The 18,726-nt window shown below is 72.7% G+C and carries 15 protein-coding genes and 1 tRNA gene; 12 read left to right on the forward strand and 4 right to left on the reverse strand.

The features are described 5' to 3' along the window. Positions 1-240 precede the first annotated feature (240 nt). Genes hutH through Sru01_RS32995 form a run of 3 tightly spaced genes read left to right on the forward strand, consistent with a single transcriptional unit; the run spans position 241 to position 3,697 of the window. Positions 241-1,788 carry a histidine ammonia-lyase gene (gene hutH, locus Sru01_RS32985; protein WP_203994151.1) on the forward strand — a complete coding sequence of 516 codons (1,548 nt, stop codon included), beginning with the start codon at positions 241-243 and terminating at the stop codon, positions 1,786-1,788. Between the two features lie 48 nt (positions 1,789-1,836). Beyond that, complete coding sequence (locus tag Sru01_RS32990; RefSeq protein WP_239137971.1) at positions 1,837-2,823, forward strand: chorismate-binding protein; 987 nt, start codon at positions 1,837-1,839, stop codon at positions 2,821-2,823. Positions 2,824-2,866: 43 nt separating this feature from the next. Continuing rightward, positions 2,867-3,697 carry an aminotransferase class IV gene (locus Sru01_RS32995; protein WP_203994156.1) on the forward strand — a complete coding sequence of 277 codons (831 nt, stop codon included), beginning with the start codon at positions 2,867-2,869 and terminating at the stop codon, positions 3,695-3,697. Here the strand turns inward: Sru01_RS32995 and Sru01_RS33000 are convergent, their stop codons facing one another. Next, the gene (locus tag Sru01_RS33000) at positions 3,698-5,107 is read right to left on the reverse strand and encodes an LVIVD repeat-containing protein (RefSeq protein ID WP_239137973.1); all 1,410 of its coding nucleotides are present in this window, start codon (positions 5,105-5,107) and stop codon (positions 3,698-3,700) included. Positions 5,108-5,267: 160 nt separating this feature from the next. On the opposite strand from Sru01_RS33000, the gene Sru01_RS33005 reads away from it, so the two are divergent. Further along, positions 5,268-5,831, forward strand: coding sequence for a DUF305 domain-containing protein (locus Sru01_RS33005; protein WP_239137975.1), 564 nt, complete (start codon positions 5,268-5,270; stop codon positions 5,829-5,831). 8 nt (positions 5,832-5,839) lie between these two features. On the opposite strand, the gene Sru01_RS33010 is transcribed toward Sru01_RS33005, so the two are convergent. Beyond that, on the reverse strand, positions 5,840-6,253 hold the full coding sequence (locus Sru01_RS33010; protein WP_203994167.1) for an SsgA family sporulation/cell division regulator: 414 nt from the start codon (positions 6,251-6,253) through the stop codon (positions 5,840-5,842). Positions 6,254-6,698: 445 nt separating this feature from the next. Between Sru01_RS33010 and Sru01_RS33015 the strand changes: the two genes are divergently transcribed. Next, a tRNA-Val gene (locus Sru01_RS33015) sits at positions 6,699-6,770 on the forward strand. A 164-nt stretch (positions 6,771-6,934) separates the two neighbouring features. Beyond that, positions 6,935-7,840 (forward strand): DNA-3-methyladenine glycosylase family protein, encoded by a 906-nt coding sequence (locus Sru01_RS33020; protein WP_203994168.1) that lies wholly within the window; start codon positions 6,935-6,937, stop codon positions 7,838-7,840. Between the two features lie 46 nt (positions 7,841-7,886). On the opposite strand, the gene Sru01_RS33025 is transcribed toward Sru01_RS33020, so the two are convergent. Then, positions 7,887-8,357 carry a GbsR/MarR family transcriptional regulator gene (locus tag Sru01_RS33025; protein ID WP_203994170.1) on the reverse strand — a complete coding sequence of 157 codons (471 nt, stop codon included), beginning with the start codon at positions 8,355-8,357 and terminating at the stop codon, positions 7,887-7,889. Positions 8,358-8,451: 94 nt separating this feature from the next. On the opposite strand from Sru01_RS33025, the gene Sru01_RS33030 reads away from it, so the two are divergent. Next, positions 8,452-9,429 (forward strand): ABC transporter ATP-binding protein, encoded by a 978-nt coding sequence (locus Sru01_RS33030; protein ID WP_203994172.1) that lies wholly within the window; start codon positions 8,452-8,454, stop codon positions 9,427-9,429. After that, the gene (locus tag Sru01_RS33035; protein WP_203994174.1) at positions 9,426-11,003 is read left to right on the forward strand and encodes an ABC transporter permease; all 1,578 of its coding nucleotides are present in this window, start codon (positions 9,426-9,428) and stop codon (positions 11,001-11,003) included. The genes Sru01_RS33030 and Sru01_RS33035 overlap by 4 nt, the downstream gene beginning before the upstream one ends. A gap of 36 nt (positions 11,004-11,039) precedes the next feature. On the opposite strand, the gene Sru01_RS33040 is transcribed toward Sru01_RS33035, so the two are convergent. Beyond that, the gene (locus Sru01_RS33040; RefSeq protein ID WP_203994176.1) at positions 11,040-11,933 is read right to left on the reverse strand and encodes a hypothetical protein; all 894 of its coding nucleotides are present in this window, start codon (positions 11,931-11,933) and stop codon (positions 11,040-11,042) included. Positions 11,934-12,155: 222 nt separating this feature from the next. On the opposite strand from Sru01_RS33040, the gene Sru01_RS33045 reads away from it, so the two are divergent. The 4 genes from Sru01_RS33045 (at position 12,156) to Sru01_RS33060 (ending at position 18,471) form a co-directional block, all read left to right on the forward strand. Continuing rightward, on the forward strand, positions 12,156-12,338 hold the full coding sequence (locus Sru01_RS33045) for a type II toxin-antitoxin system HicB family antitoxin (protein ID WP_203994178.1): 183 nt from the start codon (positions 12,156-12,158) through the stop codon (positions 12,336-12,338). A 59-nt stretch (positions 12,339-12,397) separates the two neighbouring features. After that, positions 12,398-14,659: a catalase gene (locus tag Sru01_RS33050; RefSeq protein WP_203994180.1), complete on the forward strand. Its 2,262-nt coding sequence runs from the start codon at positions 12,398-12,400 to the stop codon at positions 14,657-14,659. A 384-nt stretch (positions 14,660-15,043) separates the two neighbouring features. Next, a complete protein-coding gene (locus Sru01_RS33055) occupies positions 15,044-16,513 on the forward strand; it encodes an arabinofuranosidase catalytic domain-containing protein (RefSeq protein WP_203994183.1) in 1,470 nt (489 codons plus the stop codon). A gap of 401 nt (positions 16,514-16,914) precedes the next feature. After that, entirely contained in the window at positions 16,915-18,471 is a 1,557-nt protein-coding gene (locus Sru01_RS33060) for an alpha-L-arabinofuranosidase B (RefSeq protein WP_203994186.1), read from the forward strand. Positions 18,472-18,726 lie beyond the last annotated feature (255 nt).

Genomic DNA, 18,726 nt, shown 5'->3' on the forward strand with positions numbered 1-18,726 from the left:
GCACGGGCCGGTGACGCCCGGCCCACGCGGAGAACTCTAGCGAATCCCGGCCGACTCCCCAAACCGGCGGCCGCCTCATCGCCGGCCCGGTGCCGCGGTGCCAGGGGTCGCCGGTGCCGGTGCGGCCCGGTGCGCCGCGCACCGGAGTTTCACCGGCCGGGGCCGGACGGGCCGCGGAGATGTTCCCCGGTAAGGGGCTAACATCCAATACGCACGTTACCTGAGCGGGAGAGTGGCACTATGCGCGGCAACGAGGTCGTCAAGGTCGGACCCGGGCCGCTGGGCTTCGACGACGTGGTCGGGGTCGCCCGGCACGGCGCCGCCGTCCGGCTGACCGAGGAGTCGCTGGCGGCCATGGAACGCGCGCGCACCCGGGTGGAGGACCTCGCCGCGAGCCCGGTCCCCGCCTACGGCGTCTCCACCGGGTTCGGCGCGCTGGCCACCCGGCACATCGACCCGGCGCTGCGCGCCCGGCTGCAGCGCTCGCTGGTCCGCTCGCACGCCGCCGGTTCCGGCCCGGAGGTGGAGACCGAGGTCGTCCGGGCGATGATGCTGCTGCGGCTGCGCACCCTGGCGAGCGGGCACACCGGCGTGCGCCCGGCCACCGCCCGGCTGCTGGCCGCCCTGCTGGACGCCGGCATCACCCCGGTGGTCCGCGAGTACGGCAGCCTGGGCTGCTCGGGCGACCTGGCGCCGCTGTCCCACGTCGCCCTGGCGCTGATGGGGGAGGGCGAGGTGCGCGACCGCGACGGCCGGGCCGGGCCCGCGGCCGAGGCGCTGGCGCGGGCCGGGCTGGCGCCGGTGGAGCTGGCCGCCAAGGAGGGCCTGGCCCTGATCAACGGCACCGACGGCATGCTCGGCATGCTGGTGCTCGCCCTGGCCGACCTGGACGTGCTGCTCAAGAGCGCCGACATCGCCGCCGCGATGAGCGTGGAGGCCCTGCTCGGCACCGACCGGGTCTTCGCCGCCGACCTGCAGGCCCTGCGCCCGCACCCGGGGCAGGCCGCCGCCGCGGCCAACCTGCGCGCCATGCTGCGCGACTCGGGCATCATGGCCTCGCACCGCGACGACTCCTGCACCCGGGTGCAGGACGCCTACTCGCTGCGCTGCGCCCCCCAGGTGGCCGGCGCGGCCCGCGACACCGCCGCGCACGCGGCGGCCGTCGCCGGCCGCGAGCTCGCCGCCGCCGTGGACAACCCGGTGGTGCTGGACGACGGCCGGGTGGAGTCCAACGGCAACTTCCACGGCGCCCCGGTGGGCTACGTCCTGGACTTCCTGGCGATCGCCGCCGCCGACGTCGCCTCGATGGCCGAGCGGCGCACCGACCGGATGCTGGACGTCGCCCGCAGCCACGGGCTGCCCGCCTTCCTCGCCGACGACCCCGGCGTCGACTCCGGGCACATGATCGCCCAGTACACCCAGGCGGCGATCGTCTCCGAGCTCAAGCGGCTGGCCGCACCGGCCAGCGTCGACTCCATCCCCAGCTCGGCCATGCAGGAGGACCACGTCTCCATGGGCTGGTCGGCCGGGCGCAAGCTGCGCCGCGCGCTGGACGGGCTCACCCGGGTGCTGGCGATCGAGATCCTCACCGCCGCCCGCGCGATCGACCTGCGCCGGCCGCTGACCCCGGCCCCGGCGACCGGCGCGGTGGTGGCCGCGCTGCGCCAGGAGGTGCCCGGCCCGGGCGCGGACCGCCACCTCGCCCCCGAGATCGAGTCGGTGGTGCGGATGGTCGCCGCCGGCACCGTCGTCGCCGCCGCCGAGTCCGTCACCGGCCCGCTGGCCTGACCCCCCTCCGGGGCCGCGCGCATGACCGGAACGGGGGAGAATGGACGGGTGTACCACGCCCATGTCGCCGGCCTGCTCGCGACCGGGCTGCGCGATGTGACCACCGACCTCGGGGCGCTGGACGGGTCCGGCTGGTGGGCCGTCGTGGTGACCTACGAGGGCAAGGTGACCTGCGCCCGCTTCGACCGGGTGCGCCCGGCGCCGCCGCCGGCGCCGTCCGGGCCGTGGCCGGCCCGGCTGTCGTGGACGAGCTCGCTGGACCGGGCAGGGTACGAGGCCGGCGTGCGCCGCATCCGCGCCGAGATCGAGCGGGGCGAGGTCTACCAGGCCAACCTGTGCCGGGTGCTGACCGCGACGCTGCCGCCGGACGCCGACCCCCGGGTGCTGGCCGCCCGGCTGGCCCGCGGCAACCCCGCGCCGTACGCCGCCACGGTGGCGGTGCCCGGCCGCACCGTGGTCTCGGCCTCGCCGGAGCTGTACCTGTCGCGGGACGGCGACCTGCTCACCTCCCGGCCGATCAAGGGCACCGCGGCGACGCCGGCCGGCCTGCTCGACAAGGACCACGCCGAGAACGTCATGATCGTCGACCTGGTGCGCAACGACCTGGGCCGGATCGCCGAGGTCGGCTCGGTCCACGTCCCCGCGCTGTGCGAGGTGGAGGAGCATCCCGGCCTGGTGCACCTGGTGTCCACCGTGCGGGCCGGCCTGGCCCCCGGCCACGGCTGGCCGGAGATCTTCGCCGCGACGTTCCCGCCCGGCTCGGTGACCGGCGCCCCCAAGTCCACCGCCCTGCGAATCATCGATGAGCTCGAACCCGAGCCGCGGGGGCCGTACTGTGGGGCGGTGGGCTGGGTCGACGCCGACCGGCGGGCGGCCGCGCTGGCCGTGGGCATCCGCACCTTCTGGATCGAGCACGACCTCATCCGCTTCGGCACCGGCGCCGGCATCACCTGGGGCTCGGACCCGGCGCGCGAATGGGCGGAGACCGAACTGAAGGCGGCCCGGCTGGTCGGGCTGGCCTCCGGCCGGGCCTGACCCAGGCCCCCCCGGATCACCTCGGCAGAATGGAGATCAGCAGATGAACGTACCGGTGTGGGTGAACGGCGAACTGCTCGACCCGGCGCGCCCAGCCGTGTCGGTGTTCGACCACGGACTGATGGTCGGCGACGGCGTGTTCGAGACGATCAAGTGCATGAACGGCGAGGCGTTCGCCATCACCCGGCACCTGGACCGGCTGCGGCTGTCGGCCGAGCGCCTCGGCCTGCCCGAGCCGGACCTGGCCGCGATCGCCGGCGGGGTGCGCGCCTGCCTGGCCGAGGCGCCGCCCTGGCCGCTCGGCCGCGTCCGGATCACCTACACCAGCGGCCGTGGCCCGCTCGGCTCCGACCGCGGCGACCAGGGCACCACCTCGGTGGTGATCGTCGGCGCGCAGGCGCCGTTCCCGGAGACCGCCACGGTCACCGTGGTGCCGTGGCCGCGCAACGAGCGCGGCGCGCTGGCCGGCGTGAAGAGCATCTCCTACGCCGACAACGCCAAGGCGCTGGCCTACGCCAAGCAGCGCGGCGGGCAGGAGGCCGTCTTCGAGAACCTGGCCGGGAACCTGTGCGAGGGCACCGGCAGCAACGTCTTCATCGTCCGGGACGGCACCCTGATCACCCCCACCCTGGCGTCGGGCTGCCTGGCCGGGGTGACCCGCGCCCTGGTGCTGGAGTGGTACGGCGGCGAGGAGGCCGACGTGCCGATCTCCGCCCTGTACGAGGCGGACGAGGCCTTCCTCACCTCCACCACCCGCGACGTCCAGCCGATCCGGCTGGTGGACGAGACCGCCCTGCCGGTCGCGCCCGGCCCGGTGACGGCCAAGGTGATGCGGGTGTTCGCCGAGCGCGGCGCCGCCGACCTCGACCCCTGATCACTCCGGATAGGCCACCTGGGTCTGGGCGTTCAGCTCCTTGAGCCGCACCGACTTGGCCGGGTCGGTGCGGGGGTCGTCCACGGCGATCACGTCCAGGCCCCGGGTGATGTCACTGGAGTAGATGTAGCCGTTGTAGTAGTACGCCGACCATGATCCGCCGAGCGTCGGCTGCTCGCCGGCGCCGCCGATCGGGCCGCGGTCGACGTAGGCGATCTCCTGCGGGCGGTCGGGGTCGGTCAGGTCGATGACCGAGACGCCGCCCTGGTACCACCCCTGCACCATGATGGTCTTGCCGGGCACCGGCAGCAGCGAGCCGTTGTGCGAGACGCAGTTCTCCGTCGCGGTCTGGTGCCGGGGGATCTTGAAGTAGGCCCGCCGCTTCAGCGTGCGGTCCCCGCCGATGTCGTAGATCGCGTCGGCGCCGCGGTCCGGCCCGGTCTTGGCGTCGCAGGTGGCCGAGGCGCCGCCGCCCAGCTCGTCGGTGAAGATGACCCGCTTGCCGTCGTTGCTGAAGGTCGCCGAGTGCCAGATGGAGAAGTTCTCGGTGTCGGTCACCTGCCGCAGCACCTTGGGCCGCTCCCGGTCGGAGATGTCCATCAGGATGCCGTTGCCCAGGCACCCGCCGGCCGCCAGGTCCTTCTCCGGGTAGGCGGTGATGTCGTGGCACCCGCTGGTCGAAGCGGGGCCCGAGTCGTCGGCGCCGTCGGAGAACAGCACCGGCTCGGCGACGATGGCCGCCTTGGCCGGGTCCTGCACCGGCACCTTCACGATCGAGATCGAGTCGTGCGGCGGGCGGCAGTTGCGCGAGTCCTCGTCCGGGCCGAAGGCGGAGACGTACACGTACAGCGTGCCGGGATCCTTGGCCGGCACCAGCGTGTGGGTGTGCGACCCGCACGGCGTCTCCAGGGCCTTGACGTAGCGGGGGTGGGCCCGGTCGGAGATGTCGAAGATCCGGATGCCCTCCCAGCCGGACAGCTCGTCACCGCGCCGGCTGTCGCAGGTCGGCCCGTCCCGCGGCTCGTCGATGGACAGGAACAGCAGGTTCCCGCTGACCGAGATGTCGTTCTGGCCGCCGGGGCAGACCACCCGGGTCACCACCTTGGGCCGGGCCGGGTCGCGGATGTCGGCCACCGTGAAGCCCTCGTAGTTGCCGACGTAGGCGAAGTCGCCCTGGAAGGCCAGGTCGGTGCCCCACGCCTCCTCGCCGTCGAACGGCGCCGACAGCGGCAGGTTGGCGACCAGGCGGGCGTTGGCGCTGTGCTGGACGTCGCCTGAGGAGGTGGCGGCCGGCCGGTCGCCGTCCGCGCCGTGGGTCGCGCCGCCCCGCGGGGGATCGGTGGCGCACCCGCCGAGGAGAAGCGCCGTGCCCGCGACCGCCGTGACCGCCCCGACCCGCCACGTGCCCACCCTGACCCCCGATGCTCCACCGAATGCGGCAATTTGCCGCAGTATGGAAGCTATGTCGATCGGGGGGCGCGCGGGCGCGGTTTGCGTAACGGTTCTGCTGGCATCCGCCGTGGCGGGCTGCTCGGCGGCCGCCCCGCCGCCACCTGAACCGGCGGCGCCGGTGATCATCCCGGGCGCACCGGGCGAGGCCGGCCGGACCGCGGCGCCGGGGGAGCGTCTCGGCCGGTCACCCGCCGGGCCGTCGGCGGCCGACGTCCGCTTCGCCGAGCGGATGATCCCCCACCACCGGCAGGCGCTGGAGATGGCCGGCCTGGCCGCCGGGCGCGGCGCGGGGGCCGGCGTGCAGGCGATCTGCCGGCGCATCATGGCCGCCCAGCGGCCCGAGGTCGACCTGATGACGCGGTGGCTGCGCGCACTGGGCCGGGAGGCGCCGGCCGGGCACCAGGGGCACGGCGCCGGGGCGGACGGGGCCGGCGCGGACGGCGCGGCGGGGGACGGCTACGGGATGGCGAGCCCGGCGGAGATGGCCCGGCTGCGGGCGGCCCGCGGGGCGGCGTTCGACGCCCTGCTGCTCGACCTGATGATCAGGCATCACCAGGGAGCGGTGCGGATGGCGGCGGAGGAGCTGGCCGGCGGCACCGACCAGACGCTGCGCACGATGGCCCGGGACGTCGCCTCCGGGCAGCGGGTGGAGGTGGACCGGATGCGGCGGCTACGCGGCTGAGGGCTGGTTCAGGAGCTCCACAGCATGTTCGACAGCTCCTCGTCCAGGTCCATGAAGTCGGTCTCCCGGCCGGCGGAGACCAGTTCGTAGGTGCGGTGCAGGAACTCGGTCAGCGGGGGCAGCGGCACCTCGAACAGCGCCTGGCCGAAGGGGGAGGTGAGGCTGATGTTCAACGTGCGCTCGCCGTCGCTGCGGGCCGGCCACACCTGGACGTCTCCGTCGCCCACCCGGCGGACGATGCCGACGGTGAGCAGCTCGCGGGCGAAGATCCACTCGACCGGTTCGTCGTTCCCCACGTGGAAGGCCATCCGGATGGCGTACGGGTCCTCGGCCGTGTAGCTCAGGCCGGCCAGCAGGGGGACGGTGGTACGGTCGGGGACCACAAGTCGAAGGCCCAGCTCGGCAGAGACGGTGGCGTTCATCGTCAGCCAAACCTTTCGTCGGTGGGTCCCCTGCGCGGGGCTTTGGGTTCGGTGCTCTGAAGGACTTCGCGCGGAGCTGTGTCTGCGGAACGAAGAGACCTGGAGGAGAGATTCCGCTCCCGGGCCCTTCTGTAACGCATATCACAGCGCGACATTTGTGTCGCTACCTGGTCAAACATCGCTTAGCGGTGCGTGTTTGCAAGGGTTTTGCGTGTCGTTCCTGCCGTCCTACGGGGCATCTACGGGTGTCTCGGGTAAAGATCGTAAGTGGTGCGATTCGGATGAGTATGGGGCATGACGATGCTATGACAACAGGGCGCCACGCCGCCGGACTCCGGCGAACCTTTCGTGATCGGGTTGCCGCCGCCGCTTCGCCATCACCCCCAGGAGTGAGGTATGGTTTTCCCCGTCGGACCCGCTCGGCGAGCGGATCCCGGCACCGAGCGGGCGATTAGCTCAGCGGGAGAGCGCTTCGTTCACACCGAAGAGGTCACTGGTTCGATCCCAGTATCGCCCACCCCGCTCGACGGCCGCTTCCGGACCCCCGGAAGCGGCCTTTTCGATCTTCTGCGTGACCGACCGCTTGACCGGCGGCGCACGGCGAGGCCGGAGCCGGGTGCCGGCGCCCCGGGCTCCCGGCCGCCGGGTGCGACCGGATCCGCCGCCTCGTACAGTGCGGCCATGACATCGCACCGGTTCGTTCTCGCGGCCGACGGTCCGTTCGACTTCGGCGCCACGCTGCGCTTCGTCCAGGCCTGGCCGGCCACCGGTGATCTGCCCGCCGACGGGCGGGCGCTGCGTTTCGCCTACTGCGCGGAGTCGGACTGGCTGCCGATCGGGGTGACCGTCACGGCCGCGCCGGGCGGAGTGGCGGTCACCACGACCCGGCCGGCCGGGCCGGCCATCCGCGCCGAGGTGGCGCGCATCCTGTCCCTCGACGTGCCCGGGGCCGGCTTCGCCCGCGCCGGCGCGGCCGATCCGGTGCTCGGCGACCTGCAGCGGCGCGTCCCGGGCCTGCGGCCGGTGTGCTTCTGGACGCCGTGGGAGGCGGCGTGCTGGGCGTTGATGGTGCAGCGGTCGTCGATGGTGATCGCCGCTCGCCTGAAGCGGCGGATCGCCGAGCGGTACGGCGCGAAGGTCGAGTTGGACGGGCAGGTTCACCCGGCCTTCCCGCCGCCGGTGACGCTGCTGGACGCGGGCGGCCTCGGCCTGCCGGCGCAGAAGGAGGAGTGGCTGCGCGGGCTGGCGCGGGCCGCGCTGGACGGCGTGCTCACCGCCGAGCACCTGCGGGCGCTCGACCCCGACCAGGCCCTGGCCGAGCTGCGCGCCCTGCCCGGGCTCGGGCCGTTCTCCGCCGGCCTGGTGCTGATCCGCGGCGCGGGCGCGCCCGACGCGTTCCCCGGCGACGAGCCGCGGCTGTTCGCCACGTTGCGCGAGGCGTACGGCCTGCCGCAGGACGCCCCGCCGGCCGCCTACCGGAGGCTGGCCGAGGCGTGGCGCCCCTACCGCTCCTGGGCCTCCTTCCTGTTCCGGGCCACCGCCTACGGCCTGATGGACGATCGGACCGAGGTCTCACCAGGCCGGTGAACGTCTTCAGGGAGGGGCCCTGCCGCCCCGCCGGACCGATGGCCGGTCAGTCGTGAACGGGCTTGCGCCGCTCCCAGCGCTCCAGCATCAACAGGATCTCGTCGTGGCAGAAGGCGAAGAAGTCGCGCATCTCCGCCATGGTGTGCCCGGGACGGCTGCCGGGGCCGCCGACCGCGGCGATGCCCTCCTCGACGGTGTCGGCGATGAGCTGTAGCCGGTTCATCTTGCTCATCGTCGCCTCCCACCAGCTCTGGCCGCTCAGGAGGTACAGGTCACGCCGGGAGCCGGGGACCGGCTCCCGGCGGAGCAGGTCCATGTCCACCAGGTAGCGCACGGCGCCCGAGATGGCACCGGAGCTGGCACCCAGCCGTTCGGCGAGGTCGGCCGCGCTGAGCGCGTCCTCCTCGGCGGTCATCACGGTGAGCAGCACGCGGGCCGCCATCGGCGGGACGCCCATGGCGGCCAGCATCCGGCCCATCCGCTCCACGAACCGGCGTACCGCCTCCTCGTCGCGCATCCCTCTCCCCTCCGGCCCTCTCCGGCATTCTCCGGTGCCCAGGATCGGTATCGGTAATTTCATTTTTCTCTGAAGCTTCTGTACATTCTAAACCATGAGCGATGTCATCTCGGCGTCCGGCGTCACCAAGCGATTCGGCCGGACCCGCGCGCTGGACGGCCTGGACCTGCGGGTCCAGGCCGGCGAGGTGCACGGCTTCCTCGGCCCGAACGGCGCCGGCAAGTCGACCATGATCCGCGTGCTGCTCGGCCTGCTGCGGGCCGACTCGGGCACGGTCCGCCTGCTGGGCGGCGATCCCTGGCAGGACGCCGTCGAGCTCCATCGCCGCCTGGCCTACGTGCCCGGCGACGTCACCCTGTGGCCCGGCCTGTCCGGCGGCGAGGTCATCGACCTGCTCGGGCGGCTGCGCGGCGGCCTGGACCAGGCTCGTAAGAAGGAGCTGATCGAGCGGTTCGACCTCGACCCGCGCAAGAAGGGGCGGGCCTACTCCAAGGGCAACCGGCAGAAGGTCGCCCTGGTCGCCGCGCTCGCCTCCGACGTGGAACTGCTGCTGCTCGACGAGCCGACCTCCGGGCTCGACCCGCTGATGGAGGCGGTGTTCACCGACTGCGTCGCCGAGGCACGGGAGCGGGGCCGCACGGTGCTGCTGTCCAGCCACATCCTCGCCGAGGTCGAGAAGCTGTGCGACCGGGTGAGCATCGTCCGTGCCGGCCGTACCGTCGAGACCGGCACGCTGGCCGAGCTGCGACACCTGACCCGCACGTCGATCACCGCCGAACTGGCCGCGCCGCCCGGCGGGCTGCGCGACGCGCCCGGCGTGCACGGCCTGCGCGCCGACGGCGACCGGGTGACCTTCGAGGTCGACGACGACCGGCTGGGCGACGCCCTGTCGCGGCTCGCGGCCTGCGGCGTGCGCTCGCTCACCAGCCGGCCGCCGACCCTGGAGGAGCTGTTCCTGCGCCACTATCGCGACCAGGGCGCCGGCCCGGCGAACCCGGATGCCCGCCCGGCGGGCGGCGGCATCCGGCCGGTGGACAGGGAAGCCCGGACCGCGAGCGGGGACGCCCGATGACCGGCACCGGCTCGCTGGTCCGGCTCGCGCTGCGCCGGGACCGGCTCGTCCTGCCGCTGTGGGTGCTGGTGACGGCGATGCTGCCGATCGTCCAGACCACCGGCATCGCCGAGCTCTACCCCACCGAGCAGGGGTTGCGGCGATTCGCGGCCTCCTTCGGCGCCAACCCGGCGATGGAGGCGCTCCTGGGCCCGATCCAGCACTGGAACGCCGCCGCGATGGGCGTGTGGCGGGCCGCGTTCATCCCCGTGGTGCTGGCCCTGGCGAGCCTGCTCACCGTGATCAGGCACACCCGGGTGGAGGAGGAGACCGGCCGCCGCGAGCTGCTCGGCTCGGCCGTGGTCGGCCGGAACGCCGGGCTCACCGCGGCCCTGACCGTGACCGTGGCGGCGAACCTGGCGGTAGGGCTGATCATCGTGGCCACGTTCGCCGGGCGGGGGTACGCCCTGGCCGGCGCGCTGGCCACCGGCCTGGGCTACGCCGTGGTGGGCACGGTGTTCGCCGCCGTCGGCGCGGTAGCCGCGCAGCTCACCGAGAGCGCGAGCGGGGCCAGGGCGATCGCGGCCTCGGTGCTCGGCGGCACCTACCTGCTCCGGATGGCGGGCGACTCGACCGGGGCCGCGTGGCTGTCCTGGCTGTCGCCGATCGCCTGGGCGCAGCAGATGCGTCCCTTCGCCGGCGAGGTCTGGTGGCCGGCGCTCCTGGCGGCCGTGGCGGCCGCGGCGCTGTCAGGTGTCGCCTACGCCCTGACCGGGCGCAGAGACGTCGCGGCCGGTGTGCTGCCGCCGGGCCTCGGACCGGCGCAGGCCGCCCCTGGCTTCGGGTCGCTGTGGGCGCTGGCCTGGCGGCTGCACCGGGGGACGCTGCTCGGCTGGAGCGCGGGCCTGGCCGTGTTCGGCGCGGTGGTCGGCGGGGCGGCGCAGGACGCCGCCGGCGCGATGGCCGGGAACGCGCAGCTGAGGGAGATGATGGCCCGGCTGGGCGGCGAGTCGAACATCTCGGACTCCTTCCTCGCGACGGTGGTGGGCGTCTTCGGTATCGCGGTGTCGGGGTACGCCGTGCAGGCGGCGCTGCGGGCGCGTGGCGAGGAGACGCTCGGCCGTGCCGAGCCGCTGCTGAGCGGTGCGGTGAGCAGGACCCGCTGGATGGCGAGCCACCTGGTGTTCGCGCTGCTCGGCCCGGTGGTGGTGCTCGCGGTACTGGGGCTGGCGATCGGGGCCGCCTACGGAGCGGGCAGCGGCGACCTGGCCGGGCAGCTGCCGCGGGTGACGGGTGCGGCGCTGGCCCAGCTCCCGGCGGTGTGGTCACTGGCCGCGCTGGCGGCGGCGCTGTTCGGCCTGCTGCCGCGGCTGGCCGGGCTGACGTGGGCGGCACTGGCGATGTTCCTGTTGCTCGGCCAGGTCGGCGCGCTGTTGGGCCTGCCGGCCGCCGCGCTGGACCTCTCGCCGTTCAGCCACCTGCTCAAGCTGCCCGGCGGGGAGGTGACGGCGACGCCGCTGCTCGTGCTGACCGCGATCGCCGCCGCGCTCCTGGCCATCGGCCTGCACGGTTTCCGCCGCCGCGACACCGGCTGAGACCCGGGCGGGGCCTGCCTGGCGGATCGGCACGGTTCACGGCGCGTCCGGCGGCCCGGTACGCCGCCGGTAAGCCTGGATCAGCGCGCCCAGCACGGCCAGGCCCGCGGCCATGGCGACGCCATGCTCGACCACAGCCACCCAGCGGAGCTCGACCGGCCGGTACATCCCCGCTACCAGCCACGCCAGCTTCCATGATCCCCAGCCGAACAGTGATCCGGAGGTCACGAATCCGACGACCATGGGCGGCCACACCGGCCTCCGCCCGCCGCCCCGCGGGCCGAGCGCCCACAGGCTCCAGCCGGCACCAGCCGCGCACAGCGCGCTGTCGGCCATCAGCAGCCGGCTCTGGACGTCCCCCGCGGCGACCAGGCCGAGGGTCCCGCCCGAGGCCCAGGAGAGCCAGACCGCGAAGAGCAGTAGGAGCGGCGGCAGCGCCCACCGCAGCCGGCCGTCCGCGCGTGCCCCGCCCACCGGGCCGGTGAAGGCGCGGGGCCACCGTTCGCGCAGGAAGAGCGGGAGCCCGACCAGGAGCGCGACAGCCATGCCGGCGAACCCCGCGCCGATGAGCGCGGTCTCCCAGGCCGGCGTGGTGGCCGCTGGCTCGGGCGCGCTCGGCGCCACCAGGCCGGCGGCGATCATGTAGGGGATCATGGACACCAGCAGGCCGCCGGCGATCCAGGCGATGGGCAGCACCAACCGGTCCGGCAGCCTGGCGCCCCACGGCTGCGCCAGCGCCAGGCCCAGGGCGACCCCGGTCAGCGCCATGACCACCGTGACCGCGTTGAGCAGCACCTTGTCGGCCGTGCCTTGCGATATCTCCAGGGCGATCCAGACCAGCTTGACCGCCAGGTAGAGGGACATCGCCGCGGCCGCGCCGAATCCGGCGGCGCGGCGCAGCGGCGACAGCTTACGGATGTGTACATGCATGGCAGGAGCCTGGTGGCAGGGGCCTTGCCCGGCCACTCCCGTGAGAGGGAGGCCCTCCCCCTCGCGGGGGAGGCCGGACAGGGCGAGCCGGTGGCCGGACCGGGTAACTGGCGGCCGGCCGCAGCTCATGCACGTCCGCCGCCGCGAAACCGGTGGACGGCTCATAGGAGGGCTTTGCCCGGCCGGCCCTCTCCCCGAGGCGGCCTGACCTACGCTGTCGGCATGAGCCGGACCGTCTCCCTGACCGCGACCGTAACGCCCGACGAAGAGGGCTTCCACGTCGCCCGTTGCGTTCAGGTGGAGGTCGCCGGTCAGGGGCGGACGGTCGACGAAGCCCTGGCCGATCTCCGCGAGGCCCTTGAGTTGTACTTCGAGGACCAGTCTCTTCCGCGGGGTGTTTGGTAGTCCTACCTGCGGGTATGCCGCGCCATCCTGATCAAGACGGTTCTGGAGGAGCGCGCGGAATGGATGCCGGCAAGCCCGCCAAGGCGGTAAAGAACATGGTGAAGAACGCCGCGGAGAAGGTGTCGGACCTGGTGGCACCGGACGTTCCCGGCTCGCCGGGAAGCGAGCCGCCGTCGCTGGAGGAGCCGACGGCGCCACGCGAGCCGCTGCCGCCGAAGAAGGAGCAGGGGGCCCCGCCGGTCGTCACCCCGACCGGGGCGGAGACCGGCGCGCCGGTCACCGCGCAGGGACAGCAGGGGGCCTATCTCACCACCGCGCAGGGGGTGCGGCTGCGCGACACCGACCACTCGCTGAAGGCGGGGGAGCGTGGCCCCACCCTGCTGCAGGACCACCACCTGCGCGAGAAGATCATGCACTTCGACCACGAGCGGATCCCCGAGCGGGTCGTGCACGCCCGGGGCGCCGCCGCGCACGGGGTGTTCGAGGCGTACGGCACCGCCGGGCAGGTGACCAGGGCCGGCTTCCTGAAGAAGGGGAAGAAGACCGACGTCTTCGTGCGGTTCTCCACCGTCCTCGGCTCGCGCGGCTCGGCCGACACCGTCCGCGACACCAGGGGCTTCGCGACGAAGTTCTACACCGAGGAGGGCAATTTCGACCTGGTCGGCAACAACATCCCGGTGTTCTTCATCCAGGACGGCATCAAGTTCCCCGACGTCATCCACGCCGGCAAGCCGCATCCGGACCGGGAGATCCCGCAGGCGCAGAGCGCGCACGACACGTTCTGGGACTTCGTCTCCCTGCACACCGAGGCCCAGCACCACACCATATGGAACATGTCCGACCGGGGGATCCCGCGTTCGTACCGGACCATGGAGGGGTTCGGCGTGCACACCTTCCGGCTGGTGAACGAGGCCGGGGAGACGGTGCTGGCCAAGTTCCACTGGAAGCCGCAGCTCGGCGTGCACTCGCTGGTCTGGGAGGAGGCGCAGCTGCTCGCCGGGCTGGACCCCGACTTCCACCGCCGCGACCTGTACGACGCGATCGAGGCCGGCGCCTTCCCCGAGTGGGAGCTCGGCATCCAGGTGTTCCCCGACACCCCGGAGGAGACCTTCGAGGGCATCGACCTGCTCGATCCGACCAAGATCGTTCCCGAGGAGCTCGCCCCGGTGCAGCCGGTCGGGAAGATGACGCTGGACCGGACGCCCACGAACTTCTTCGCCGAGGTGGAGCAGGTCGCCTTCCACGTCGGCCACCTGCCGCCGGGCATCGACGTCACCAACGACCCGCTGCTGCAGGCGCGGCTGTTCTCCTACCTCGACACCCAGATCACCCGGCTGGGCGGGCCCAACTTCGCGCAGATCCCGATCAACTGCCCGCACGTGCCGGTCAACGACATGCTCCGCGACGGCTTCCACCAGCACGCGGTGCACGCGGGGGTCGCGCCGTACCGGCCGAACTCGCTGGACGGCGGCAACCCCTTCGAGGCCGGTGACGCGGAGAACGCGTTCGTCGACGCCCCGGTCGAGGTCGCCCGGTCGCGCAAGGTGCGGGCCAACCCGGTGTCCTACGACGACCACTACAGCCAGGCCCGGCTGTTCTGGCGGAGCATGTCGCCGGTGGAGAAGGAACACATCGTCCGCGCCTACACCTTCGAGCTGGGCAAGTGCTACGAGCAGACGATCAAGGAGCGCCAGCTGCGCTGCCTGGCGAACATCGACCCGGTCCTGTGCCGGCAGGTGGCCACCGGGCTGGGCCTGCCCGCGCCCGAGCCGGACCGGCCGCTCGTCGAGCCGGAACCCAGCCCCGCGCTGTCGCAGGTGGGCAAGGAGTGGCCGGCCGCCGGTCGCATGATCGGCATCGTGGCCGACGACGGCGCGGACCTCGGCGCCCTGGCGGAGCTGCGCACGGCCGTGTTCGCGGCCGGCATGGTGCCGCTGCTGATCGCCCCGCACGGCGGCATGCTGGGCGAGCTGCCGGTGCAGCGGACCTTCGCCACCGCCCGGTCGGTGGAGTTCGACGCGCTGGTGCTGGCGGCCGCGCCCGCGCCGGCGCCGGACGCCCTGCCGGCGCGCGACGCCAAAGCCGGTGCCGGAGGCGCCGCCGCGGTGGACCCGCGGGTGTCGCTGCTGGTGGAGGAGTGCTGGCGGCACGCCAAGGCGATCGCCGGCTTCGGCGCCGGGACGGCGGTGCTGGAGCGGACCGGAGTCGCCGGCACGCCGGGCGTGGTCTCGGCCGGTTCGGCCACCGACGCGTTCGCCGAGGTGCAGCGGCTGCTGGCCGCGCACCGGGTCTGGGAGCGGTTCCCCGCCTCGGTGGCCTGAGGGGGCACCGTCGCCCGCCGCGGCCCGGCCGTCATGATGCGCCGCGAGCGGCCGGGCGAGGCGGCGGGCCCACCTGAATGATCGCCGGCCGGGCGGGAAGCCGTCCCGCCCGGCCGGCGCCCACGCGATGAACCATCGGCGCCTTGACAGCTCGCGTGCCCTCAATTCATAGTGAGCCGGTCAATCCATCGGGTGTCCTATCACTGGAGGCGTCGCGACCATTTCATGTTAGCGCTAACATAATGTCGCCTTTCCATTCCTGCCGTGGAACCGCAGGTGGAGGACGATACGGCTGCGCGTACTGTGCCGCTTTGCCGTACATACCTCTGCCTTATACCGAAGTCTCGCGGTACTCGCGGCACACCCCCATGAAAGGTTCATCGCATGATGATCGTCCGGTCCACCGCCCGGCACTGGAAGAAGGCACTGACGTCCGCCGTTGCGGCGCTCACGCTCGGCGCCGGCCTGCTGTCCGGCGTTGCCGCCCCAGCCCAGGCGGCGACCCAGCAGCCGTGTGACATCTACGCCGCGGGCGGCACGCCGTGCGTGGCCGCGCACAGCACCACCCGCGCCCTGTACGCCGCCTACACCGGCCCGCTTTACCAGGTGCGCCGCTCCTCCGACAACGCCACCCGCGACATCGGGGTGCTCGCCGCGGGCGGCATCGCCGACGCCGCGGCGCAGGACTCCTTCTGCGCCGGTGTCACCTGCCTCATCAGCGTCATCTACGACCAGAGCGGCCGGGGCAACCACCTCACCCAGGCGCCCGGCGGCGGGGCGGCCCCCAACCCCGACAACCTCGCGAACGCGGCCGCGGCCCCCATCACGGTCGGCGGCGGCAAGGCGTACGGCGTCTACGTGGCCCCGGGCACCGGCTACCGCAACAACCGGACCAACGGCATCGCCACCGGTGACCAGCCGGAAGGGATGTACGCGATCCTGGACGGCACGCACTACAACGGCGGCTGCTGCTTCGACTACGGCAACGCCGAGACCAACAACCTGGACAACGGCAACGGTCACATGGAGACCATCTACTTCGGCAGCAACAACTGGTGGGGGTACGGCGCGGGCAGTGGCCCGTGGATCATGGCGGATCTGGAGAACGGCCTGTTCTCCGGGGTGAACCAGAAGTACAACGCCAACGACCCCAGCATCAGCCACCGGTTCCTCACCGCCATCGTCAAGGGCGAGCCGAACCACTGGGCGATCCGCGGCGGCAACGCGCAGTCCGGCAGCCTGTCCACCTTCTATGACGGCGTCCGGCCCAACGTGGCGGGCTACAACCCGATGAAGAAGGAGGGGGCCATCATCCTGGGCATCGGCGGCGACAACAGCAACGGCGCCCGCGGCACCTTCTACGAAGGGGCGATGACCTCGGGCTACCCGACGGCGGCCACCGAGGACGCGGTACAGGCCAACGTCACCGCGGCCGGCTACGCGACGGCCCCCGGCGGCGGCCTGCAGAACGTGCAGATCGTGGGCGGCGGCTCCAACCGGTGCCTCGACGTCAACGCCTCCACCACGGTCAACGGCACTCAGTTGCAGCTGTGGGACTGCAACGGCGGCAACAACCAGCGCTGGACCTACACCTCCGCCAAGCAGCTGACGGTGTACGGGAACAAGTGCCTGGACACCTCGGGCGGCGGCACCGGCAACGGGACCGCGGTGGTCATCTGGGACTGCACCGGCCAGGCCGGCCAGCAGTGGAACGTCAACTCCAACGGCACGATCACCAACGTGCGGTCGGGCCTGTGCCTGGACGCCAACGGCGCCGGCACCGCCAATGGCACGAAGATCATCATCTGGTCCTGCAACGGCCAGAACAACCAGCAGTGGAGCCCGCGCGCCTAGCCGGACCTGGCCGCCGCCCGCGCCCGGCCATGCCGGGCGCGGGCGTCCCCGGCGGCGGCTTCCGCATGCCGGGCGAACCGCTTTCCGGGGACGGGGGCACGGCCGGCGCCCCGTCCGAGAGGTCTCCAGCGGCCGGCACCGATACTTTCATAACATTTCCGAAATCTTGACGCAACATATGACGCCGTTCCATAGTGAACGGGTCACCCTATGGCTGCTCTCTGTGGAGGTCATATTCATGTAGCGGAGTGTTAACGCTAACAATTCGAGCTTTTCCTGCTTCCTGCCGCCATCGCCGGCGCCGCGCACGTCAATGGTCGCGGCGTGCGTCGGGCACGCCTTTCCCGATGACGGGCGGCGTCCCCGGCATTCGCGGCACACCCCCCGAAAGGCAGAGATTCATGATGATCGTCCGGTCCGGCACCCGGAATCTGAAAAGGGCACTGCTGTCGGTGGCCGCGGCCGTCGGGCTCGCCGCCGGTCTGGTGTCCGGCCTGCCCGCGTCCTCGCGGGCGGCCACCCAGCAGCCGTGTGACATCTACGCCGCGGGCGGCACGCCGTGCGTGGCCGCGCACAGCACGACCCGCGCCCTGTACGGCGGCTACGGCGGGCCGCTGTACCAGGTGCGCCGTTCCTCCGACAACGCCACCCGCGACATCGGCGTGCTGGCCGCGGGCGGTACCGCCGACGCGGCCGCGCAGGACTCGTTCTGCACCGGCACGACCTGCCTGATCAGCGTCATCTACGACCAGTCCGGCCGCAACAACCGCCTCACCCAGGCTCCCCCCGGTGATTTCGCCGGCCCGGCGCCGGGCGGTTACGACAACCTGGCGAACGCGACGCAGGCCCCCATCATGGTCGGCGGCCGCAAGGCCTACGGCGTCTACGTGGCGCCGGGCACCGGCTACCGGAACAACAACACCAACGGGGTCGCCAGAGGCGACCAGCCGGAGGGCATGTACGCCGTCTTCGACGGCACGCACTACAACGGCGGCTGCTGCTTCGACTACGGCAACGCCGAGACCAACAGCCGCAACAACGGCAACGGCACCATGGAGGCCATCTACTTCGGCAACAGCAAGGCCTGGGGTTACGGCGCCGGCAACGGCCCGTGGATCATGGCCGACCTGGAGAACGGCCTGTTCTCCGGGGTCAACCAGAAGTACAACGCCGGCGACCCGAGCATCAGCCACCGGTTCCTGACCGCCATCGTGAAGGGCGAGCCGAACCACTGGGCCATCCGCGGCGGCAACGCCCAGTCCGGCGGCCTGTCCACCTTCTACGACGGGGTGCGGCCCAACGTGGCGGGCTACAACCCGATGAAGAAGGAGGGCGCCATCATCCTGGGCATCGGTGGCGACAACAGCATCGGAGCCCGCGGCACCTTCTACGAGGGCGTCATGACTTCCGGCTATCCCACGGCGGCCACCGAGAACGCGGTACAGGCCAACATCGTCGCCGCCGGCTACGCCACGGTGCCCGGCCCCGCCCTCACCCCGGGGACGGCGGTGTCGCTGCGCGCCACCACCGCCTGCTGTACCGACCGCTACATCCGCCACTACGCCGACAAGGCCGTCACCTCGGTGATCACCTCGGCGAGCTCGGCCACCGACAAGAACGACGCCACCTGGATCGTGCGCTCGGGCCTGGCGAGCGGCTCATGCGTGTCGTTCGAATCGAAGAACTATCCCGGCCAGTACCTGCGGCACTACAACTACCAGCTCTACCGGCAGCCGAACGACGGCGGTTCCCAGTTCGCCGCGGACGCGACGTTCTGCGCGCAGGCCGGGAAGAACGGCCAGGGCGTCTCGCTCGCCTCGTACAACTACCCGAGCCGGTACCTCCGCCACTACGCCGACACCGTCTACATCGCCAGCAACGGCGGCTCGAACACCTTCGACAGCGCCGGCCTGTGGAACGACGACGTGAGCTGGCTCGTCTCCCCGCCCTGGGCGTGACCGGCACCGTCTGATCGGCACCGTCCGACCGGCACCGTCCGACCGGAGCCGCCCCCGGCCGCCGCGGGGGCGGCTTCGCGCATGCCCGGCGATATGTCTCCGGACAAGGCCGGACTACGCGTCCCGTGCCGGTAATTCCTGGCGGAAGGCGCCGCCGGTCGCCTGGTGTACTCGACCCCTGTTCATCGATCAGCATGGGGGAATCGATGAGAACGAGAACACGCCTACGCCTGGCCGTGCTCGGCGCCGCGGGCG

It is taken from the genome of Sphaerisporangium rufum (genome assembly GCF_016863395.1).
Lineage (GTDB): Bacteria > Actinomycetota > Actinomycetes > Streptosporangiales > Streptosporangiaceae > Sphaerisporangium > Sphaerisporangium rufum.

What these genes read in the sequence shown, in the direction of transcription:
- hutH (WP_203994151.1), top strand. Translation starts at nt 241, where the DNA reads ATGCGCGGCAACGAGGTCGTCAAGGTCGGACCCGGGCCGCTGGGCTTC.
- Sru01_RS32995 (WP_203994156.1), top strand. Translation starts at nt 2,867, where the DNA reads ATGAACGTACCGGTGTGGGTGAACGGCGAACTGCTCGACCCGGCGCGC.
- Sru01_RS33010 (WP_203994167.1), bottom strand. Translation starts at nt 6,253, where the DNA reads ATGAACGCCACCGTCTCTGCCGAGCTGGGCCTTCGACTTGTGGTCCCC.
- Sru01_RS33020 (WP_203994168.1), top strand. Translation starts at nt 6,935, where the DNA reads ATGACATCGCACCGGTTCGTTCTCGCGGCCGACGGTCCGTTCGACTTC.
- Sru01_RS33025 (WP_203994170.1), bottom strand. Translation starts at nt 8,357, where the DNA reads ATGCGCGACGAGGAGGCGGTACGCCGGTTCGTGGAGCGGATGGGCCGG.
- Sru01_RS33030 (WP_203994172.1), top strand. Translation starts at nt 8,452, where the DNA reads ATGAGCGATGTCATCTCGGCGTCCGGCGTCACCAAGCGATTCGGCCGG.
- Sru01_RS33035 (WP_203994174.1), top strand. Translation starts at nt 9,426, where the DNA reads ATGACCGGCACCGGCTCGCTGGTCCGGCTCGCGCTGCGCCGGGACCGG.
- Sru01_RS33040 (WP_203994176.1), bottom strand. Translation starts at nt 11,933, where the DNA reads ATGCATGTACACATCCGTAAGCTGTCGCCGCTGCGCCGCGCCGCCGGA.
- Sru01_RS33045 (WP_203994178.1), top strand. Translation starts at nt 12,156, where the DNA reads ATGAGCCGGACCGTCTCCCTGACCGCGACCGTAACGCCCGACGAAGAG.
- Sru01_RS33050 (WP_203994180.1), top strand. Translation starts at nt 12,398, where the DNA reads ATGGATGCCGGCAAGCCCGCCAAGGCGGTAAAGAACATGGTGAAGAAC.
- Sru01_RS33055 (WP_203994183.1), top strand. Translation starts at nt 15,044, where the DNA reads ATGATGATCGTCCGGTCCACCGCCCGGCACTGGAAGAAGGCACTGACG.
- Sru01_RS33060 (WP_203994186.1), top strand. Translation starts at nt 16,915, where the DNA reads ATGATGATCGTCCGGTCCGGCACCCGGAATCTGAAAAGGGCACTGCTG.